We start from the raw sequence: 17,250 nt of genomic DNA on the forward strand, positions 1-17,250 counted from the left end.
TGTTCGGCAGAGCGACCAGTCGATCCGAGGAGTCGAAGATGACCGTCAGCCCGCGCCAGACCGTGGAGGCCTTCCTCACGGGCTTCCGCCACCGGGACGTCGACGCCGCGCTCTCCACGGTGGCCGACTCCGCGCAGGTGACCGTCTTCCCGCTGGACGTCGTCCAGCAGGGCAAGGCCGAGCTCAGCGCCGTGCTCGAGGCCATCGCCTCCGCGTTTCCGGACCTGCACCTCACGGTCCGCAGCGTGATCGAGCTCGGTCAGGTCGTGGTGGTCGAGCTGAAGATCGAGGGCACCCAGGCCACGGACTTCCTGGGCGCGATCAACCAGGAGAAGCACCTCGACATCGACTCCGCGTGGCGGTTCACCGTGACCGGTGAGGAGATCACCGGCACCGAGGTCTACTGGTGCCAGAACCAGCTCCTGCGCCGGCTCGCCGTCAAGCGGACCGACCAGGTCGCGATCGTCTAGAAGGGACTCGAACCATGACGCAAGTGGCTCCCACCCCGGCCCCCACGACGACCGCGACCGCGGAGGACTCGGTCCGGATCGTCTCGGACTTCTTCGACGCCTATCGGCGCCGCGACGTCGAGACCATGGCCGACATGTGCACCGACAACGCCGACTTCTCCTACATCCCGTTCGAGGTGTGGGCGAAGCAGCGCGTGATGCGCGGCGACGGCAAGGTCCGCACGATCGGCAAGGTGATCTGGAGCGGTCTGATCAACGCGTTCCCGAACCTGGGCAACGACATCCACTCGATCGACGGCAACAACAACGGCGACGTCGTCGTGGCGTGCGACATCACCGGCACCCAGCAGTCGGCGTGGGCCTTCATCGCGCCGCAGGGCAGGTCCATCGTCGCGCCCCACCTGTTCATCCTCCACGTCAACCCCGAGGGCCTGATCGACAGCATCCGGGCCTACTGGGACAACGCCTACGTGTGCCGCGCCCTCGGCCACCTCGAAGTCGACTAAGGAGACCCGGGAATGACTCTGCTCAAGCGCGAGGAGTGGCAGGACTTCGTCCGCGACGTCGACTGGACGCTGTCGTACGTCGACGAGGAGGCCGCCTTCCCCGAGTGGTTCTCCGGCACCGGCAAGGTGCCGCGTGAGGCGTGGCTGAAGTGGGAGGAGGACTACAAGGTCTCCTACCAGGAGTACGTGTACACCCAGCGTGAGAAGGAGACCTCGACCTACGCGGTCAAGGCCGCCCTGTCCCGCTCGACGACCTTCGACCACCTCGACGAGGGCTGGAAGTCCTCGACCAAGATGCACTTCGGTGGTGTCGCCCAGGTCGAGTACACCGCCGTCCTCGCCGAGCTGAAGATGGCCCGCTTCGGCCTCAACGGCGCGTGGCGCAACATGGCCACCTTCGGCCAGCTGGACGAGCTGCGGCACAACGCCCTCACCACGTACTTCGGCCACGAGTTCGTGGTCAAGGACCCGCAGTACGACTGGACGCAGAAGGCCTACACCACCAACGACTGGGTGCCGATCTCGCTGCGCACCCTGTTCGACGGCATCATGACCACGTCCAACGTGGTCGACTGCGCCCTGCAGGTGCCGCTGGCCTTCGAGACCGGCTTCACCAACCTGCAGTTCGTGGCGCTGTCCGCGGACGCGCTGGAGTCGGGCGACATCAACTTCGCCAACATGATCTCCTCGATCCAGACGGACGAGGCACGGCACAGCCAGCAGGGCGTCGCGACCCTGGAGATCCTCGTCGAGCACGACCCGGTGCGCGCGCAGTGGGTCATCGACAAGGGCTTCTGGGGCTCCGCCCGCGCCTTCGCCGCGCTGACCGGCCCGTCCATGGACTACTACACCCCCGTCGAGCACCGGAAGCAGTCCTACCGGGAGTTCATGGAGGAGTGGATCGTCGACCAGTTCGTGCGGACGATCGAGGACTACGGCCTGAAGAAGCCGTGGTTCTGGGACGAGTTCATGCGCGGCCTGGACACCTGGCACCACAGCCTGCACATGGGCATGTGGTGGTGGCGGCCGACGCTGTGGTGGAAGCCGAAGGCCGGCGTCTCCAAGGACGAGCGCGACTGGCTCCGTGAGAAGTACCCCAACTGGGAGACGGTCTACGGCGACAAGTGGGACGTCATCATCGACAACATCAACAACAACAACGTCGAGGCGACCCTGCCGGAGACGCTGCCGTACCTGTGCAGCACCTGCCACCTGCCCTGCTGCAACCCGACCCAGTCGCGGGACGGCAGCTGGCGGATCCGCAACAAGTCGCTGAGCTACAGCGGCCGCACCTACCACTTCTGCAGCAACGGCTGCCGCCAGATCTGGTGGAAGGACCGGGACAACGTCAACCACCAGACGCTGGTCGACCGGTTCCTGGCCGGCGCGATCCAGCCGATGACCGTCGAGGGCATCCTCGGCTACATGGGCATGACGCCCGAGGTCATGGGCGACGACCCGGACTACACGGCCTGGACGAAGGACTACGTCGGGCGCGAGGCCACCGGGCTCGTGCAGGTCGGAGGGGCGAGCTGATGAGCGAGCCGCAGCTGGTGCCGCTGAACGCGATCTTCTCGACGGACTTCGTCGAGATCCTCGTCCCGGTGACCACCGCCAACACGATGGACGAGGTCGCCGCCGCGGTGGCCCACCACTCCGAGGGGAGGCGCGTGCGCGCCCTCCCGTACCCCAAGGTCGTCGTCCACAACGGACGGGCCCTGCCGGGTGACCTGACCGTCGGCGACGCCGGCATCCAACCCCTCGACCACGTCGCGGTCGAGTACGACACGACCGGAGCGAGCTCGTGAAGAACCCCGTCGGGCCCGTCCTGCGGATGGGCGAAGAGGTCGAGCAGATCGTGGCGGCCATCGAGGACGACAACCCGGACACGGATATCGAGGTCATCGACCGCGGCTCCTATGTGCGGATCCAGGGCGAGGACCGGGTCGTGCTGACGGAGGCGACCCTGCAGTCCTACCTGGGTGCGGACTACAAGATCCGTTCGCTGGAGAACCTGCTCGCGTCGTTCGCGGGCCGCGCGATCACGCGGAGCGACTCGATCACCTGGGAGCGCGCCGGACTCACCGCCAAGGAAGGAGCGACACGATGAGCGAGCGTGCGAGCGAATCATTGACACAGCGCCTGCGCGAAGCGCGGGCCGAGCGCAGCGAGGCCCAGCGATGAGCGCACCTGCCCGCAAGCCGCGCAAGCTCCGGACGTTCAGCGCCTTCGGCGACGTCCGGAAGATGCCGAGCGAGTACGAGATCGTCACGCACGCGCAGAACTGGAACACGCGCGCGGGCAGGCTCAGCGCGTTCGAGCAGAACCCGTCGTCGCCGATGAACCTCTGGTTCCTCACCTACCGCGAGCACTCGCCGCTGCAGGTGGACGACTGGGACGGCTTCCGCGACCCGGACCAGATCTCCTACCGCTCCTACGTGCACCTGCAGGCGGACGAGCAGACCAAGCTCGACGGCATGCTCGACAGCTACGGCGAGGCGGGTGCGGCGGACGCGCTCACGCCGGAGCAGGTCACCCGGCTCGGCGCGCTCTTCACGCCGTCGCGCTACCTGGTGCACGGCATGCAGCTGGTCGAGGCCTACATCGGCTACATGGGCCCGAGCTCGTACATCACGAGCGCGGCCGGCTACGCCAACGCCGACTTCCTGCGCCGGGTCACCATGACCGCGTACCGGACCCGCGAGCTCCAGCTCGCGCACCCGGACTCCGGGATCGGCACGCAGGAGCGGGGCCTCTGGGAGCAGCACCCGGCCTGGCAGCCCGCCCGCGAGGCGATCGAGCGGGCGCTCGTCGCCTACGACTTCGGCGAGGCGTTCACCGCGCTGAACCTGGTCCTCGGCCCGACCCTGGACGACCTGCTGATCCGCCAGCTCGGCGAGGCCAGCAAGGCGAACGGGGACGAGCTGACCTGGCTGCTGTGCGACGTGCTCGCCGAGGACAGCAACCGCCGGAACCGGTGGAGCGGGGCGCTCGCCACGCATTGCCTCACCTCCCGGCCGGAGAACGAGGCGCCGCTGCGCAAGTGGATCGACCGCTGGTCCGCGCGTGCGGACGCCGCGGTGGAGGCGCTCGCGCCGCTGCTGGGGGCGCCCACGGCCGACGTCGTCGCCGGTGCGCAGGCTGCCCGCGAGAAGTTCCACGCCGGTCTCTTCCAGACCGCGGCCGAGGCGGTGTGAGCGATGGCTGACACCGCGACCGGCCAGTGGCACGCCGTGATGGACGTCGACGACCTGTGGGAGGGGGAGCTCGAGTCGGTCGACGTCGAGGGCACCTCCGTCCTGCTGATCAACCTCGGTGGCAACCAGGTGATGGCCTACCGGAACCGCTGCCCGCACCAGGACTGGCCCCTGCAGGACGGTGACCTCGACGGCACCACGCTGACCTGCGCCCAGCACCTCTGGGAGTTCGACGTGACGTCCGGCAGGGGCGTCAACCCGGCGAACTGCGCGCTGGTCGGCTACGAGTGCAAGGTGGACGAGGACGGCACCGTGCAGGTGCGGGTCTGATGTCCCGGTACGTGCTGGTGGGTGGTGGGGTCGCCACCGCGGCCACCGCCACCGGCCTGCGGGCGGCGGGGTTCGCCGGCGAGATCGTGCTCGTCTCCGGCGAGCCCCACCTGCCCTACGAGCGTCCCCCCCTGTCGAAGGAGTACCTCGCCGGTACCTTCGGCAGGGGGGACTTCCAGGCCAACCCGGACGGCTGGGCCGCGGACAACGACATCGAGCTCGTGCTCGGCACCCGGGCCCAGGCCCTCGATCCGGGTCTGCGGCGGTTGTCGCTGTCGGACGGCAGCACCCTCACCTATGACGCGCTGGTGCTCGGCACCGGCGTCCGGGCCCGGACCCTGCCCGGGTTCGAGGGGGACCGGGTGCACGTCGTCCGCACGATCGCGGACTCGGAGCGGCTCGCGGAGCGGCTCGTACCCGGGCGTCACCTGGCGATCCTGGGCGCCGGCTTCATCGGCTGCGAGGTGGCCGCGGTCGCCGCGGCGAAAGGCGTGCGCGTCACGGTCTTCGAGCCGGAGGCGTTGCCCCTCGCCCGCGTCGTCGGGCCGGAGGTCGGCCACGCGATGCTCGACGTCCACGGCGAACAGGGCGTGGTGATCCGCACCGGCGAGCTGGTCACCGGCATGAGCGAGACCCCGTCCGGTGTGGAGCTGCGGACCCGCGACGGCGAGGTCGTCGAGTGCGACGACGTGCTGGTCGGCGTGGGCTCCGTGCCCAACACCGAGCTGGCCGTCGAGGCGGGCCTGGACGTCGACGGCGGGATCCTCGCCGACGAGCACGGCCGCACCAGCGCGCCGGACGTCTACGCCGTCGGGGACGTCGCGTCCCGGCTGCACCACGGACGGCACGTCCGGGTCGAGCACCACGACACCGCGGTGCGCCACGGTGCCGCCCTGGCCCGCACGCTTCTCGGCGAGAGCGAGCCGTGGACCGGCGAGCACTACTTCTGGTCCCACCAGTACGAGCACAACGTCCAGTCCCTCGGGCGGCTCGGGGGCCAGACGGTCCTGCGGGGCTCGCTCGAGGAGCGCTCGTTCACCGTGTTCTCGCTCGCGGACGGGCGGATCACCGGCATGGTCGCGCTGAACCGCCCGCGCGACCTGCTGCAGACCCGCAAGGTGCTGGCGGTGCCGCACGAGGTCACCGCAGCACAGCTCGCCGACGAGGACTTCGCCCTGAAAGGCCTTCTCCCGCAGAGGCCACGTCGATCGGAGGTACGGGCATGACCGCACTGGCCGAACTCACCGACATCACCGTCCGGGAGCCGCAGGTGCGGCTGACCGAGGCGGAGGCGACGAAGGCCCTCGACCGGGTGCTCGGCACACCGGCGGTCGAGGCGCGGGCTCGGCTCCGGTTCGGAGCCGGCACCGTCTGCGAGCCGCTCGCGCGGATGCTGGACGCCGCGCTGGTCCGCGCCCAGGAGTGCGGTCTGGACCCCGAGGCGCTGGTGCTCGCCGCCGCGCGGGCGGTGTCCGCCGAGGACATTGTGCGGGTGCGCCGCAAGGCCCACGGCGTCGCGGACTGGATCAGCAGCAAGACCAGCGACGTCACGATCGTCCTGCGGCCCAGAGGGTTGACGGCGCCCGCGCCGTCGATCGAGGCGCCGGAGGCGCCGCCGGTCCAGGAGTACCGCGCCGAGACCGAGGCCGAGCTCGCCGTGCGCGAGGTGCTCTACGACGTCGTCGACCCGGACCTGGGGGTCAACGTCGTGGACCTGGGCTTCGTCCGCCGCATCCGGCTGGACGAGGCGGGCCACGCGACGATCGTCATGACGCTGACCTCGGCGGCCTGCCCGCTGACCGGCGTCATGGAGAGCCAGATGAAGACCTTCCTCTCCGAGGAGGGCATCGAGTTCACCGTCGAGTGGGAGTGGCTGCCGACCTGGCGCCCCGCCGACATCACCGACGACGGCCGCGAGCAGCTGCGCGCCATCGGCTTCTCCAACTTCTGACTGCATTCCGAAAGGGCATGACCATGTCGGTCTCCATCGAGACGCTCGAATCGATCATGAAGGCGTTCAACACGCACGACCTGGACGCGATCATGGAGTTCTTCACCGACGACTGCACGTTCGACACGTCGAAGGGCCCGGAGCCCCACGGTCAGCGGCTCGTCGGCAAAGCGGCGGTGCGCGAGGGCCTGGCGGCCCGGTTCGCCGCCATCCCGGACGTGCAGTACGACGCCGACCAGCACTGGACCAGCGGTGACCTCGCCGTGTCCGAGTGGCTGGTCCACGGCACCGCCACGGACGGCACGCCGGTCCGCGCGCGCGGCTGCGACCACTGGGAGTTCCGCGACGAGAAGATCGTCCGCAAGGACTCCTACTGGAAGATCGTCGATGCCTGACGTGGTCGATGTCGACCTCCTGCTCAAGGGCTACACGCCCGAGGCCGACGGCACCTTCACGGTGCTCGACCCCTCCACCGGCGAGCCGATCGCGGAGGTCCCGCGGGTCACCGGTGCCGCCGTCGACCGAGCGGTCGAGGAGGCCGCCCGCGCGCTCCCCGCGTGGGCGGCCACGGCACCGCGGCGCCGCGCGGAGATCCTGCACGCCGCCCACGAGCTGATGCTCGCCGAGCTGGAGCCCCTGGCCCTGCTCATGAGCCTGGAGATGGGCAAGACGCGCGCCGACGCCCGCGCCGAGGTCCGGTACGCCGCGGAGTTCTTCCGCTGGTTCGCCGAGGAGGCCGTGCGGATCGGCGGCGAGCTCCGCATCGCCCCGAGCGGCGCGAACCGGATCCTCACCGTCCACCGGCCCGTCGGGGTGGCGCTGCTGCTCACCCCCTGGAACTTCCCCGCAGCGATGGCCACCCGCAAGCTCGCCCCGGCCCTCGCCGCCGGGTGCACCGCGCTGCTCAAGCCCGCCGAGGACACCCCGCTCACCGCGATCCACCTCGCCGATCTCCTCGCCCGCGCCGGCGTGCCCGAGGGTGTCGTGCACGTGCTGACCACGGACCGCCCGGGCGAGCTCGTCGAACGGGCGCTGGCCGACTCCCGGGTCCGGAAGCTGTCCTTCACCGGGTCCACCCCGATCGGCCGTGCCCTGCTCCACCAGACCGCGGACCGCATCGTCAACACCTCGCTCGAGCTCGGCGGCAACGCCCCGTTCCTCGTGCTGGAGGACGCGGACCTGGACGCGGCCGTCGAGGGCGCGATGTTCGCCAAGATGCGCAACGGCGGACAGGCCTGCACCGCGGCGAACCGGTTCCTCGTGCACCCCGCGGTCGCGGACGAGTTCGCCGCCCTGCTCAGCGCCCGGATGGCCGCCCTCACGGTCGGTCCCGGCACCGACGAGGCGACCCAGCTCGGCCCGATGGTCAACGCGCGACGCCAGGCGGACCTGATCGCCCGGGTCGACGCCGCCGTGAGCGGGGGCGCGAGGGTCCACACCGGAGGGTCGGCGTTGGAGCGGCCGGGGTTCTACTACCCGGCGACCGTGCTCAGCCGGGTCGACCGGGGGAGCGTGCTCTCGGTCGAGGAGACCTTCGGGCCGGTCGCCCCGATCGTCGAGGTCGCGGACGACGACGACGCGGTCGCGCTGGCCAACAGCACCGAGTACGGCCTCGCCGCCTACGTCTACTCCGCTGACCTCGGCCGGGCCCTCTCGGTTGCCGAGCGGCTCCAGTCGGGGATGGTCGGGGTCAACCGCGGGGCGATCTCCGACCCTGCCGCCCCCTTCGGAGGCCTCAAGCAGTCCGGTCTGGGCCGCGAGGGCGGCTTCGAGGGCGTCCACGAGTACCTCGAGGTCAGCTACCTCGCCGTCGACTGGTGAACCCACACTTACGAGAGGAAAGAACATGCCCTCGCTCCGCTCCCACGTCGTGATCGACGCCGCGCCCGACGCGGTCTGGAAGGTCGTCAGCGACTCCGCCAACGTCGCCGACTGGTTCCCCGCCATGGACGGCTCCACGGGGGACGGCACGCGCCGCACCGTGGTGCTCCGCGGTGGCGCGACGCTCGAGGAGGTCGTGGTCACCAGCGATCCCGAGCTGCGCCGCTTCCAGTACCGCGCGATCGGCGGCGACCTGGCCGTCGAGCACCACCTCGGCACCATTGACGTCATCGAGCTCGGACCCGACCGGTCGATCGTCGTCTACAGCACCGAGATCGAGCCGGAGACCCTCGCGGTGCCCTTCGAGGCCGCGATCTCCGAAGCCGTGCGCACGCTCCCGCAGCACGTGCGCTGAACTGCGCTGAACTGCGCTGAACTGCGCTGAACTGCGCTGACCTGCGCTGACCTGCACGAAAGGCACTGACATGACCCGCGTCCTCATCGCCGTCACCGGCGTGGACCACTGGACCCTGGCGGACGGCTCGCAGAGCCCGGCGGGCTACTGGCCCGAGGAGCTGAGCACGCCGCACCGCGTCTTCGCCGACGCCGGCCTCGACATCACGATCGCCACCCCCGGTGGGGTCGCGCCCACCGCCACGGAGGCGGGCTTCGCGCCGGAGATGCACGGCGGCGACGCCGCTGCGGGACAACGGATCCGGGAGCACCTGGCGTCCATCGAGGCGCTGAACGCGCCCGAGGTCCTCGAGGACGTCGACGTGGCCGCCCACGACTTCGTGTTCGTCCCCGGTGGCTGGGGCCCGATGGAGGACCTCGCCGTCTCGCAGTCCTTCGGCGAGCTCCTGCGCCGCTTCACGGACGCCGGCAAGCCGGTCGCGGCGGTGTGCCACGGCCCGGCGGCGCTGCTGCCGGCCCGGGACGACCAGGGCGGCTGGCTCTTCGCCGGTCGGGAGCTGACCGGGTTCAGCAACGCCGAGGAGCACGCCGTCGGGACCGCGCCGCTGGCGAAGTGGCTGCTGGAGGACCGGCTCCGGTGCGAGGGCGGCGTGTACAGCGCCGCGCCGGGGGACTGGGCGGAGTACGTCGTCGTCGACGGGAACCTCTACACCGGGCAGAACCCGGCGTCGTCCGAGGCGCTGGCGAAGCGCCTGGTCGCGGACACCGCCGCGTAGGGATCGAGCGAAGGGGGCGTCCGAGGACGCCCCCTTTTCTCATGCCGGTCGCTCGCGGCCCGCCAGGGCGTCACCACAGGCCCGGGGCGTCATCCCGTAGCGGTCGCGGAACTCGTTGATGAAGTGCGAGGTGCTGCGGTAGCCGACGGCCTTGGAGATCGCGGTGATGCTGTTCTCGTTCTCGATCACCAGCTCGCGGGCCCGGGTCAGGCGCATCTCCTTGATGAACTGGTAGGGCGACTTCCCGGCCACGTCCCGGAACAGGTGCGAGAAGGCGGACGGGCTCATGCACGCCCGCTCGGCGAGGTCGCTGACGCTCATGGGCTCGGCGAGGTGCTCGCTGACGTAGGCGATGATCGCGCTGACGGGGTTGCTCGCGCTCTCGCTCGCGGCCCGCTCCACGAGGCGGGTGTACTGCTCGGCCTGCAGGGCCCGGTAGACGATCTCCTTCTGGAACACGGGCGCGAGCACGCGGCGGTCGGCGGGGCTGGACAGGGAGCGCAGGAAACGCAGGATCGCGTCCATCATGTCGCGGTCCAGCCCGGAGACGAACGAGTGGTGCCCCTCCGGCAGCGGCTGTGCGGCGCGCGGGCTGGCGAACGCCGTGGTCTCCCGCTCCAGGAGGATGTCCGAGGACACCTGGCGCACCAGGTCCGGATCGAGCTGCAGGCCGAACGACAGGAACGGCTTCGCCGGGCTGGCCTCGATGATCTCCGTGCAGAAGGGGACGTTCTCGCTGATCGCCAGGTAGGTGAGCGGGTCGTAGTAGCACTCGACGCCGCCGGCGGTCACGCGCTTGCGGCCCTGCGCGATCACGCACAGGTGCAGCTCGCGGACCTCCTCCCACTCCGGTGCGGCGGGGGACTCGAACCGGTAGAACGTGAGCCCGGGCCACAGCCCCTCGTTGAGGCCGACCACGTGGGCGTGTGACTTGATCTCCGCGACCAGGTCCCCCGGGGAGATCCGGAACTCGAGCGGGTTCAGGGGGTTGGTCACGACGCCTCCGTCGGTGGGGCCGACGAGTGGCGGGCAGCGCAGACGCCGGACCACGTCGTCGGACGGATGTCGAGCTGGGTGCGTCGATGACGCGGTGGTGCGGCAGTACGAAGCGGTGGGGAACCGATTGGTCCTAGGTCCGGACCAAGAACCTCGGGTGAAGAATAAGGGACCGGGGCTCGGGCATGTCAAGGCTCACGCCGAAGAACCGGACCCCTCGGCGCCCGGCTCGTCCGGCCCACCGAAGACGACGAACCGCAGTTGCTCCCGGGTGTGGTTCAGGTGCTCCCGCATGGCCGTCGCGGCCTTGTCCGGCTCCCGGTCGTGCACCGCGTCGTAGATGATCTGGTGGTCGCGCAGGGTCTCCGTGATCGGCTCGTCGAACGGCAGCAGGTCGTGCGGGCTGAACAGCTCGCCGCGCGAGGTCTTGATCGCGTCCGCGAGCCGGTCACTGCGCGCCGCCCTGGCCAGTCCCATGTGGAAGTGCGAGTCGGCCTGGCGGAACGGTGTCCGGCCGGCCGCTGCGGGGAGCGCGATGAGCGCGGTCAGCGCGGTGAGGGACGCCTGCATCGTCTCGAGGTCGCTGTCCGTGCGTCGCTGCGCGGCCAGCATCGCGGTCTCGGTCTCCAGTGCGATCCGCAGGTCGAGGATGTCGTCGATCTCGCCGACCTGGGCGCGCATCCGTGCGCGCCACGCCTCGGCCGGGCGGTGCAGTTCGGTGATGTAGGTGCCGCCGTAGGCGCCACGCCGCACCTCGACGTACCCGTCCTCACGCAACTGCCTAATCGCCTCCCGGAGGCTGATCCGGGCGACTCCGAGCTGTTCGGCGAGCTCGCGCTCCGCGAGGAGCCGCTCGCCGGGGCTCAGCTCGCCGCGATGGATCAGTTTCCGCAGGTGGTCGGCGATCGCCTGGGACAGAGTCGTCGAGTTGACAACTCGCGTCATGGGCGCAGCGTACTCGTCCTGCCGTCACAGCCCACTGAACGACGCCGTTGCCGGGCCACTGCCCGTACGGGTAGCGGCACGCTGCCCCCGGCGGCGGACTGCGCACGGGTCGGTTCCCGATCCGCCGGGGTGACGCTTTACTACTGGGTGGCGGGAGGACGTCGGAGGGAGGCGCCGTGCGCGAGCCGGTGGGTGTCCGCAGCGAATATCTCCTGGACGCCGCTCGCTCGCACACGATCCACGACGCATTGCAGCCGGTCCTCGCCGAGATCCGTTCGCTCGTCAAGGCCTCGGTGGGCCTCGTCGCCTACCGGCCGAAAGCCACTCCCGCGCCCCTGCTCGTCCTGGCGGCCGACGCCCCGGACCTGCCCGAGCCGCCGCTGGCCAACGAGACGTTCCTGACGGGCCTGCCGACGGTCCATCAGGCGACGGTGCTGACCGACATCTCGTTCACCTCGATGCTGCGTCCCTACCGTGTACTGCTCCGTTCGGCGATCGTGGTGCCCTGGAGCGACCCCTACGGCGACGGGATGGTCGTCATCGGGGACACCGAGGTGCGGCCGGACCTGCCCGAGCCGGCGGCGGACCTCGTCCGCAGGCTGCGCAGTGACGTGCGGCGGAGCATGTCCTCCGGCCGCCGGAGCGGTGCCGGCGAGATCAACCGGAGCCTCCAGCGGGTGATGAAGGACGTCGCGGCGGCGACGGTAGACTGCGCGGACGTCGGCGAGGCGCTGACGACGCTGCTGGTCTCCGCCCAGTGGCTGTTCGACTCCGAGGTCGCCTACCTCTCCCTGCCCACGGACGACGTGGACACGTTCACCTTCGACCAGATGCTCGGCATCCGTACCCCGGACTTCCGGCACCTGCGCATCCGTGAAGGACAGGGCCTCGGCGGACTGGCCCGCTCGCTGCGTCGTCCGGTGCGGTCCTTGAACTACGGACGTGACTCGCGGCTCTTCGCGGCTCCGGTGGCCGAGACCGCCCAGGAGGGGATCGTGTCCGCCATGGCGACGCCGATCGTCGTCGACGACCAGATCCAGGCGGTGCTGTATGTGGGGGATCGCGCGCTGCGTCCGTTCAGCGAGACCGACGAGGAGGTGATCGGCGAGTTCGCCGAGTACGCCACGCTCGGCCTCAAGCGCCAGGCGACCGAGGCCTACCGCCGCGACGTGCTGCGTCGTCAGGAGCAGGAGCGACTGGCCTACGACCTGCACGACACCGCGGTGCGCGGCCTGCTCGAGATCGGCTTCGCCGCCGAGCGCGCCCGCGCCGCCGAGCACGGCGCGCCGGACGTGCGGGCGGGCCTCGACTCGATCGCGGCAGCTGCGGAGCGGTGCATGGAGGCGCTCCGCGGACAGCTCGACCTCCTCGTCGAGGGCACGTCCGGTCGCACCGCCGGCGCCGTGCTCGAGGAGATCGCCGAAGCGTCACTGCGTCCGGAGGCCCGCCACCGGTTCGTGGTGCACGGACCGGACGGACCGATGCCCGACCCGGTGGCCGACGCCCTGGTCCGGATCGGCCAGGAGGCCCTGGTCAACGTCGACGTCCACGCCGGAGGCAGCTCCGCCGAGGTCAGCCTGCAGGTGACGACGGACGAGTGGATCCTCTCGGTCGCCGACGACGGCGGCAACCGGACCTCACGACCCGAGCCCGAGGAGCACACCCGGGCCCATCTGGGCCTCGTGGCGATGCAGCGGGCTGCCGGGCGGGTCCTGGGACGGCTGGAACGGTTCGCGCGACCCGAAGGCGGGCACGTCGTCCGGGTGACCGTACCGACGAGCGGCAGCCGGTGATCCGGTTCTGCGTCGTCGACGACCACGAGATCGTGCACGACGGCCTGCGCGCGATGGCGGAGCGCGAGGAGGATCTGGAGTTCGCGGGGTCGGTGACCACCGCGGGCGAGGCGGAGCGGCTGATCGCCGAGGCGCGGCCCGACGTCCTGCTGCTGGACATGCGCCTGGCCGGCGGCAACAGCATCGACACCTGCGCGGCGCTGTCCGCCGCCTTCGGCGACCTGAAGATCGCGATGTTCAGCGGGTACGGCAACACCGAGCTGCTCGAGCAGGCGATCCGGGCGGGGGCCGCCGGGTACGTCCTCAAGGAGACCACGACGTCCCGCCTGCCCGACATCATCCGCGAGCTGGCCTCGACCGGCAGCTACTTCGACCCACGGCTGGCGAGCGGTCTGCTCCGCCGCACGGCGGGGGGCCCGAAGCCGCCCGCCTTCAACGACCGGGAGCTGGAGATCGTCCGGCTCATCGCGCGGGGAATGGACAACCATCGGATCGGCGAGCAGGTGAACATCAGCCCGCACACCGTGAAGTTCCACGTCACCGCCATGCTGCGCCGTCACGGGCTGAGCCGGCGGACGGAGCTGGTCCGCCTGGCGATGGACCTGCACCTGATCGACGACGGACGGTAGCGGGGCACTGCGGTCGCAGCGCCCCGCCACCGGGTCGGCTCCTGACCCCGAGGGCTCAGCCCCGGGCCCAGCTGGAGTCCGCGGGCGCCGGCTCGACGCCCCGGACGTCGGGCAGGGCCATGAGGCGCTTGTCCTCCTCGTCGTCGACCCACGCCTTCGCGATCTCCTCGCAGGTGGCGAACCAGACGCCGTCGCGGCTCACGATGTGCTCGATGAGGCGCTCGTACCAGAGGATGTTGTGGGCCTGGCCGATGATCTGCGGGTGCACGCAGGAGGCGAACACCGGGTTGTCGACGCGCTCGTAGGCGTAGTCGAAGATGTCCCGCCACCGCTGGAAGATCGTCTCCGTGTCCTGCATGCCGGTGGAGACGCCGGTGTAGGCCAGCGGCGGGAAGTCGTCGAGGTACCAGTTGACCGGGATCTCGATCACCGAGCTGGCGGTGCCCGCGACGTTGGCCTTCTCCCAGTTGATCTGCCACCGCTGCGGGTGGTACGGGACGAGGTCGCGGGCCATGAGGCTGGTGTCGTAGAGGAACCCCGACTCCTCGATGATGTCCAGGGTGTTCTCGCTGTAGTCCCAGTACGGCGAGCGGTAGCCCGTCGGGCGCACCCCGAGCACGTTCTTGTAGCTCTCGAAGGCCAGGTCGACCAGGCGCCGCTCGGTGTCGCGCTCGATCCCGGGCGGGATCTCGTGGTAGTAGCCGTGGTGGCCGATCTCGTGGCCGGCCTCGACGACCTTGCGGCACTGCTCGGGGAAGGTGTCGACGGAGTGGCCGGGGGTGAACCAGGTCGTCGTGATGTCGTAGCGGGAGTACAGCTCCAGCAGGCGCGGGACCCCGACCTCCGCACCGAACTGACCGCGGGACATGAAGGACTGGGTCGGACGGTTGAACCCGCCCAGCCACAGCGCCTGGGCGTCGAAGTCGGTTCCGAGGTTGACGGCGATCTTCTTGCCGGGGGGCAGTTGCAGGTGGCCCATGGATCTCTCCTTCGGGATCGGTCAGGATGACGGACGGAGCTCGATGACGTGTTCGGCGGCGGCGTCGATCCGCTCGCGGCTGTAGAGCAGGGGGAACGCCTCGTCACGGCTCCACGGCCCGAACAGGTCCGTGGCGTGCGGGTCGTCGAGCCGCCCGGACTGTCCGGGGGCGTTCATCGCCAGGGACGAGTCCCATTCGCCGACGTCGACGACGAGCCGGAAGGTCGCCCCTGCGCTCTGCACGAAGTTCGGTCCGTAGGCGGTGTTGCCGACGGTGTCGCCGCTGCCGCCACGCGGCTCCGGCCCCGCGACGAGCTGCTCCCCGGGTACGTCGGTGAGCAGCGCCGCGAGCGGGTGCCGGGCCTGGGCGACGTGCAGCCGGCCCCAGCGCCAGGTCGCGCGATCCGGGCCGAGCAGCTCGGCGAGCTCGGCCACGGCGGCGGGCAGCGTCCACGCGACCGTCTCGGCGAGGAACTTGTCGGGGTTGGGGCCGAGCCGCGTACCGGGGTTCTCGACGAGCTCCAGGTCGATCCGGGCGTCGGCGAGCAGGTCCTCCGCGGGGGAGATGCGGGCGGCCGTCTCCGCGGGGTTCGCCACGTGCTCCTCGAGTGCCCGGGCCAGCAGGGCGGGCCGCAGGTGTCGGCGGTACCAGACCTCGAACACCGCGGCGGCGGCCGAGTCGGCGGTGAGGGTCCCGTCCCAGTCGAGGAGCAGGGCGAGCCCGTCGGTGTCGCCGGGGACGTCCAGCTCGCGGACCCGGGCGAGGATGCGCCGAGCGGGGGTGCTCAGGTAGTCGCCCTGGAGCGCGACCATGGACTCGGGCGTGGCGTCCGTCGTCTGCGCGAGCACCTCGTCGAGGCGGTGCCGCCGGAAGGGTGCGTACCAGTCGTAGGTGACGTGCCGGTCGGCTGGGAAGTCCTCGGGCAGGTTGCACTCGTTGGCCGTGGCGAGGAACCCCTGCTCCGGGTTCACGGCGCCGGGGAGCTGGTCGGCGTCGTAGAAGCCCGCCCACTCGTAGCGGCCGTCGCCCGGCACGGGAAGGGTGCCGTCCCAGTTCGGGCGGATCGGGGTGAGCCCCCCGGTCTTCCAGGCGATGGTGCCCTCGGTGTCGGCGAAGACCTGGTTCTCCGGCGGGGCGCCCCAGCGGTTCATGGCGGCGAGGAACTCGTCGTGGTTCTGCGCTCGCATGTAGTCCATGCTCCCCAGGTAGGGCGCCATGCCCGGCTCCAGCCACGCGGCCCGGACGACGAACGCGGTGTGCCGGGAGGGGTCCTGGTGCACGACCGGGCCGTGCCGGGTGAACAGCAGCTCGACCTCGACCCGCTCCCCGCCCCGGACCTCGATCACCTCCGAGACGCGCTGCATGGGCTCCCAGCGGCCCTGGTACCGGTAGGAGAGTGGGTCGTCCGGGTGGGTCTCGTAGACGTAGAGGTCCTCCTGGTCGATCGCGAAGATCGTCAGCCCGAACGCGATGCGGCCGTTGTGCCCGATGGAGATCCCGGGCAGCGCCGGCTCGCCCCCTCCGATCACGTCGAAGCCCGGTGCGGAGAGGTGCGCGATGTAGCGCAGACCGGGGAGAGCCGCTGCGGCGCGGTGCGGGTCGTTGGCCAGCAGCGGGCGGCCCGAGCGGGTCCGCGACCCGGCCAGCACCCAGTTGTTGCTGCCCTCCGGCAGCACGTCGCCCTGCGCGTCCAGCGGGTCGCGGGGCCCGAACACCGGCGCCGAGGTGGCGAGGTCGTAGACGGCCAGCACGTCGTCCGGGATGAGGTCGAGGTCCAGCCCTTCGGGGACCGTGAGATCCCGATGCGGTTCGCGGCGCCGCCGCAGTTCCTCGACCTCACGAGGAAGGTCGCGCAAGGTGCGCGCGCGGGCGACCTCGTCACGCACGTTGTAGAAGAGGCCGTGGCTGCGGATCCGGGCGACGTCCTCGGGCTCCCACCGGGCGGGCTCGTAGCCGAGCTCCCGGAACTCGACCGGGAGCAGCGAGGGATCGCGCCGGGTCAGCTCCACGAAGGCGTTGATCCCTTCGACGAAGGCGACCGTCGCCCTCTTGGTGTCCGAGCCGTACGAGAGCCACTCGCGGCGCATGTCCCCGCGGTAGAGGAACAGCCGCGCCGCGCGGTCCCGCTCGACGTGCTCGGCGCCGAACACCTCCGACAACCTGCCCAGGCCGCGCCGACGCCAGAAGTCGATCTGCCACAGCCGGTCCCGGGCCGCGTTGAACCCCTGCGCGCGGAAGGCGTCATAGGTGTCGGTGGCGTAGATGTGCGGCACGCCCCAGCGGTCGACCACGATCTCCGCCGGCCCCGCCAGCCCGGGCACGGTGTACGACGTTCGTCCCGGTCCGTTTCGCTGCGCTGCCACTGTGCCCTCCAGCCTCGTCGCCGTGTGCTCGACCGAGTCAAGCAAGGGGAAGGGTGGTCGTGTCGGCAGAGTTCCGTGG

19 protein-coding genes are annotated in these 17,250 nt (G+C 70.8%); 15 read left to right on the top strand and 4 right to left on the bottom strand.

Annotation, left to right across the window (positions count from 1 at the left end; translation table 11 throughout):
* Window positions 1-38: 38 nt before the first annotated feature.
* From PKE99_RS03995 to PKE99_RS04055, 13 genes are all read left to right on the top strand, one after another.
* Window positions 39-470, top strand: a complete 432-nt coding sequence (locus tag PKE99_RS03995) for a nuclear transport factor 2 family protein (protein WP_037039944.1) — start codon at window positions 39-41, stop codon at window positions 468-470.
* Between the two features lie 14 nt (window positions 471-484).
* Window positions 485-976: a nuclear transport factor 2 family protein gene (locus PKE99_RS04000; protein WP_051736682.1), complete on the top strand. Its 492-nt coding sequence runs from the start codon at window positions 485-487 to the stop codon at window positions 974-976.
* Window positions 977-988: 12 nt separating this feature from the next.
* Entirely contained in the window at window positions 989-2,512 is a 1,524-nt protein-coding gene (locus tag PKE99_RS04005; protein ID WP_037039947.1) for a ferritin family protein, read from the top strand.
* Window positions 2,512-2,784: a toluene-4-monooxygenase system B family protein gene (locus PKE99_RS04010; protein WP_037039949.1), complete on the top strand. Its 273-nt coding sequence runs from the start codon at window positions 2,512-2,514 to the stop codon at window positions 2,782-2,784. The genes PKE99_RS04005 and PKE99_RS04010 overlap by 1 nt, the downstream gene beginning before the upstream one ends.
* Window positions 2,781-3,086: an MmoB/DmpM family protein gene (locus PKE99_RS04015; protein ID WP_037039952.1), complete on the top strand. Its 306-nt coding sequence runs from the start codon at window positions 2,781-2,783 to the stop codon at window positions 3,084-3,086. Before PKE99_RS04010 ends, PKE99_RS04015 begins: the two co-directional genes overlap by 4 nt.
* Window positions 3,087-3,156: 70 nt before the next feature.
* Complete coding sequence (locus PKE99_RS04020) at window positions 3,157-4,173, top strand: ferritin family protein (protein ID WP_037039953.1); 1,017 nt, start codon at window positions 3,157-3,159, stop codon at window positions 4,171-4,173.
* A 3-nt stretch (window positions 4,174-4,176) separates the two neighbouring features.
* Window positions 4,177-4,503, top strand: coding sequence for a Rieske 2Fe-2S domain-containing protein (locus tag PKE99_RS04025; protein WP_037039956.1), 327 nt, complete (start codon window positions 4,177-4,179; stop codon window positions 4,501-4,503).
* On the top strand, window positions 4,503-5,729 hold the full coding sequence (locus PKE99_RS04030; RefSeq protein WP_037039958.1) for an NAD(P)/FAD-dependent oxidoreductase: 1,227 nt from the start codon (window positions 4,503-4,505) through the stop codon (window positions 5,727-5,729). Before PKE99_RS04025 ends, PKE99_RS04030 begins: the two co-directional genes overlap by 1 nt.
* Window positions 5,726-6,454, top strand: coding sequence for an iron-sulfur cluster assembly protein (locus PKE99_RS04035; RefSeq protein ID WP_081923698.1), 729 nt, complete (start codon window positions 5,726-5,728; stop codon window positions 6,452-6,454). The genes PKE99_RS04030 and PKE99_RS04035 overlap by 4 nt, the downstream gene beginning before the upstream one ends.
* A 17-nt stretch (window positions 6,455-6,471) precedes the next feature.
* A complete protein-coding gene (locus tag PKE99_RS04040; RefSeq protein ID WP_051736683.1) occupies window positions 6,472-6,849 on the top strand; it encodes a nuclear transport factor 2 family protein in 378 nt (125 codons plus the stop codon).
* The gene (locus PKE99_RS04045; RefSeq protein WP_037039961.1) at window positions 6,842-8,275 is read left to right on the top strand and encodes an NAD-dependent succinate-semialdehyde dehydrogenase; all 1,434 of its coding nucleotides are present in this window, start codon (window positions 6,842-6,844) and stop codon (window positions 8,273-8,275) included. Before PKE99_RS04040 ends, PKE99_RS04045 begins: the two co-directional genes overlap by 8 nt.
* A gap of 25 nt (window positions 8,276-8,300) precedes the next feature.
* The gene (locus PKE99_RS04050; RefSeq protein ID WP_037039963.1) at window positions 8,301-8,690 is read left to right on the top strand and encodes an SRPBCC family protein; all 390 of its coding nucleotides are present in this window, start codon (window positions 8,301-8,303) and stop codon (window positions 8,688-8,690) included.
* A 70-nt stretch (window positions 8,691-8,760) separates the two neighbouring features.
* Complete coding sequence (locus tag PKE99_RS04055; RefSeq protein WP_037039965.1) at window positions 8,761-9,465, top strand: type 1 glutamine amidotransferase domain-containing protein; 705 nt, start codon at window positions 8,761-8,763, stop codon at window positions 9,463-9,465.
* Between the two features lie 39 nt (window positions 9,466-9,504).
* On the opposite strand, the gene PKE99_RS04060 is transcribed toward PKE99_RS04055, so the two are convergent.
* Entirely contained in the window at window positions 9,505-10,461 is a 957-nt protein-coding gene (locus PKE99_RS04060; RefSeq protein WP_037040411.1) for an AraC family transcriptional regulator, read from the bottom strand.
* 195 nt (window positions 10,462-10,656) lie between these two features.
* Window positions 10,657-11,406: a FadR/GntR family transcriptional regulator gene (locus PKE99_RS04065; protein WP_037039966.1), complete on the bottom strand. Its 750-nt coding sequence runs from the start codon at window positions 11,404-11,406 to the stop codon at window positions 10,657-10,659.
* A gap of 176 nt (window positions 11,407-11,582) precedes the next feature.
* On the opposite strand from PKE99_RS04065, the gene PKE99_RS04070 reads away from it, so the two are divergent.
* Together PKE99_RS04070 and PKE99_RS04075 are read left to right on the top strand one after the other, a co-directional pair.
* Window positions 11,583-13,199 (top strand): GAF domain-containing sensor histidine kinase, encoded by a 1,617-nt coding sequence (locus PKE99_RS04070; protein ID WP_037039968.1) that lies wholly within the window; start codon window positions 11,583-11,585, stop codon window positions 13,197-13,199.
* Entirely contained in the window at window positions 13,196-13,828 is a 633-nt protein-coding gene (locus PKE99_RS04075; protein ID WP_037039971.1) for a response regulator, read from the top strand. Before PKE99_RS04070 ends, PKE99_RS04075 begins: the two co-directional genes overlap by 4 nt.
* Before the next feature lie 55 nt (window positions 13,829-13,883).
* On the opposite strand, the gene PKE99_RS04080 is transcribed toward PKE99_RS04075, so the two are convergent.
* The gene (locus PKE99_RS04080) at window positions 13,884-14,807 is read right to left on the bottom strand and encodes a polysaccharide deacetylase family protein (protein WP_037039973.1); all 924 of its coding nucleotides are present in this window, start codon (window positions 14,805-14,807) and stop codon (window positions 13,884-13,886) included.
* 21 nt (window positions 14,808-14,828) lie between these two features.
* On the bottom strand, window positions 14,829-17,129 hold the full coding sequence (locus PKE99_RS04085; RefSeq protein ID WP_231498023.1) for a penicillin acylase family protein: 2,301 nt from the start codon (window positions 17,127-17,129) through the stop codon (window positions 14,829-14,831).
* Window positions 17,130-17,250 lie beyond the last annotated feature (121 nt).

The sequence above is a fragment of the Pseudonocardia halophobica genome (assembly GCF_027922425.1).
Classification (GTDB): domain Bacteria; phylum Actinomycetota; class Actinomycetes; order Mycobacteriales; family Pseudonocardiaceae; genus Pseudonocardia; species Pseudonocardia halophobica.

Bases quoted from the DNA above. Each gene is read 5' to 3' on its own strand.
- PKE99_RS03995 (WP_037039944.1), top strand. From the start codon at position 39: ATGACCGTCAGCCCGCGCCAGACCGTGGAGGCCTTCCTCACGGGCTTC.
- PKE99_RS04000 (WP_051736682.1), top strand. From the start codon at position 485: ATGACGCAAGTGGCTCCCACCCCGGCCCCCACGACGACCGCGACCGCG.
- PKE99_RS04005 (WP_037039947.1), top strand. From the start codon at position 989: ATGACTCTGCTCAAGCGCGAGGAGTGGCAGGACTTCGTCCGCGACGTC.
- PKE99_RS04010 (WP_037039949.1), top strand. From the start codon at position 2,512: ATGAGCGAGCCGCAGCTGGTGCCGCTGAACGCGATCTTCTCGACGGAC.
- PKE99_RS04020 (WP_037039953.1), top strand. From the start codon at position 3,157: ATGAGCGCACCTGCCCGCAAGCCGCGCAAGCTCCGGACGTTCAGCGCC.
- PKE99_RS04025 (WP_037039956.1), top strand. From the start codon at position 4,177: ATGGCTGACACCGCGACCGGCCAGTGGCACGCCGTGATGGACGTCGAC.
- PKE99_RS04030 (WP_037039958.1), top strand. From the start codon at position 4,503: ATGTCCCGGTACGTGCTGGTGGGTGGTGGGGTCGCCACCGCGGCCACC.
- PKE99_RS04035 (WP_081923698.1), top strand. From the start codon at position 5,726: ATGACCGCACTGGCCGAACTCACCGACATCACCGTCCGGGAGCCGCAG.
- PKE99_RS04040 (WP_051736683.1), top strand. From the start codon at position 6,472: ATGACCATGTCGGTCTCCATCGAGACGCTCGAATCGATCATGAAGGCG.
- PKE99_RS04045 (WP_037039961.1), top strand. From the start codon at position 6,842: ATGCCTGACGTGGTCGATGTCGACCTCCTGCTCAAGGGCTACACGCCC.
- PKE99_RS04050 (WP_037039963.1), top strand. From the start codon at position 8,301: ATGCCCTCGCTCCGCTCCCACGTCGTGATCGACGCCGCGCCCGACGCG.
- PKE99_RS04055 (WP_037039965.1), top strand. From the start codon at position 8,761: ATGACCCGCGTCCTCATCGCCGTCACCGGCGTGGACCACTGGACCCTG.
- PKE99_RS04065 (WP_037039966.1), bottom strand. From the start codon at position 11,406: ATGACGCGAGTTGTCAACTCGACGACTCTGTCCCAGGCGATCGCCGAC.
- PKE99_RS04080 (WP_037039973.1), bottom strand. From the start codon at position 14,807: ATGGGCCACCTGCAACTGCCCCCCGGCAAGAAGATCGCCGTCAACCTC.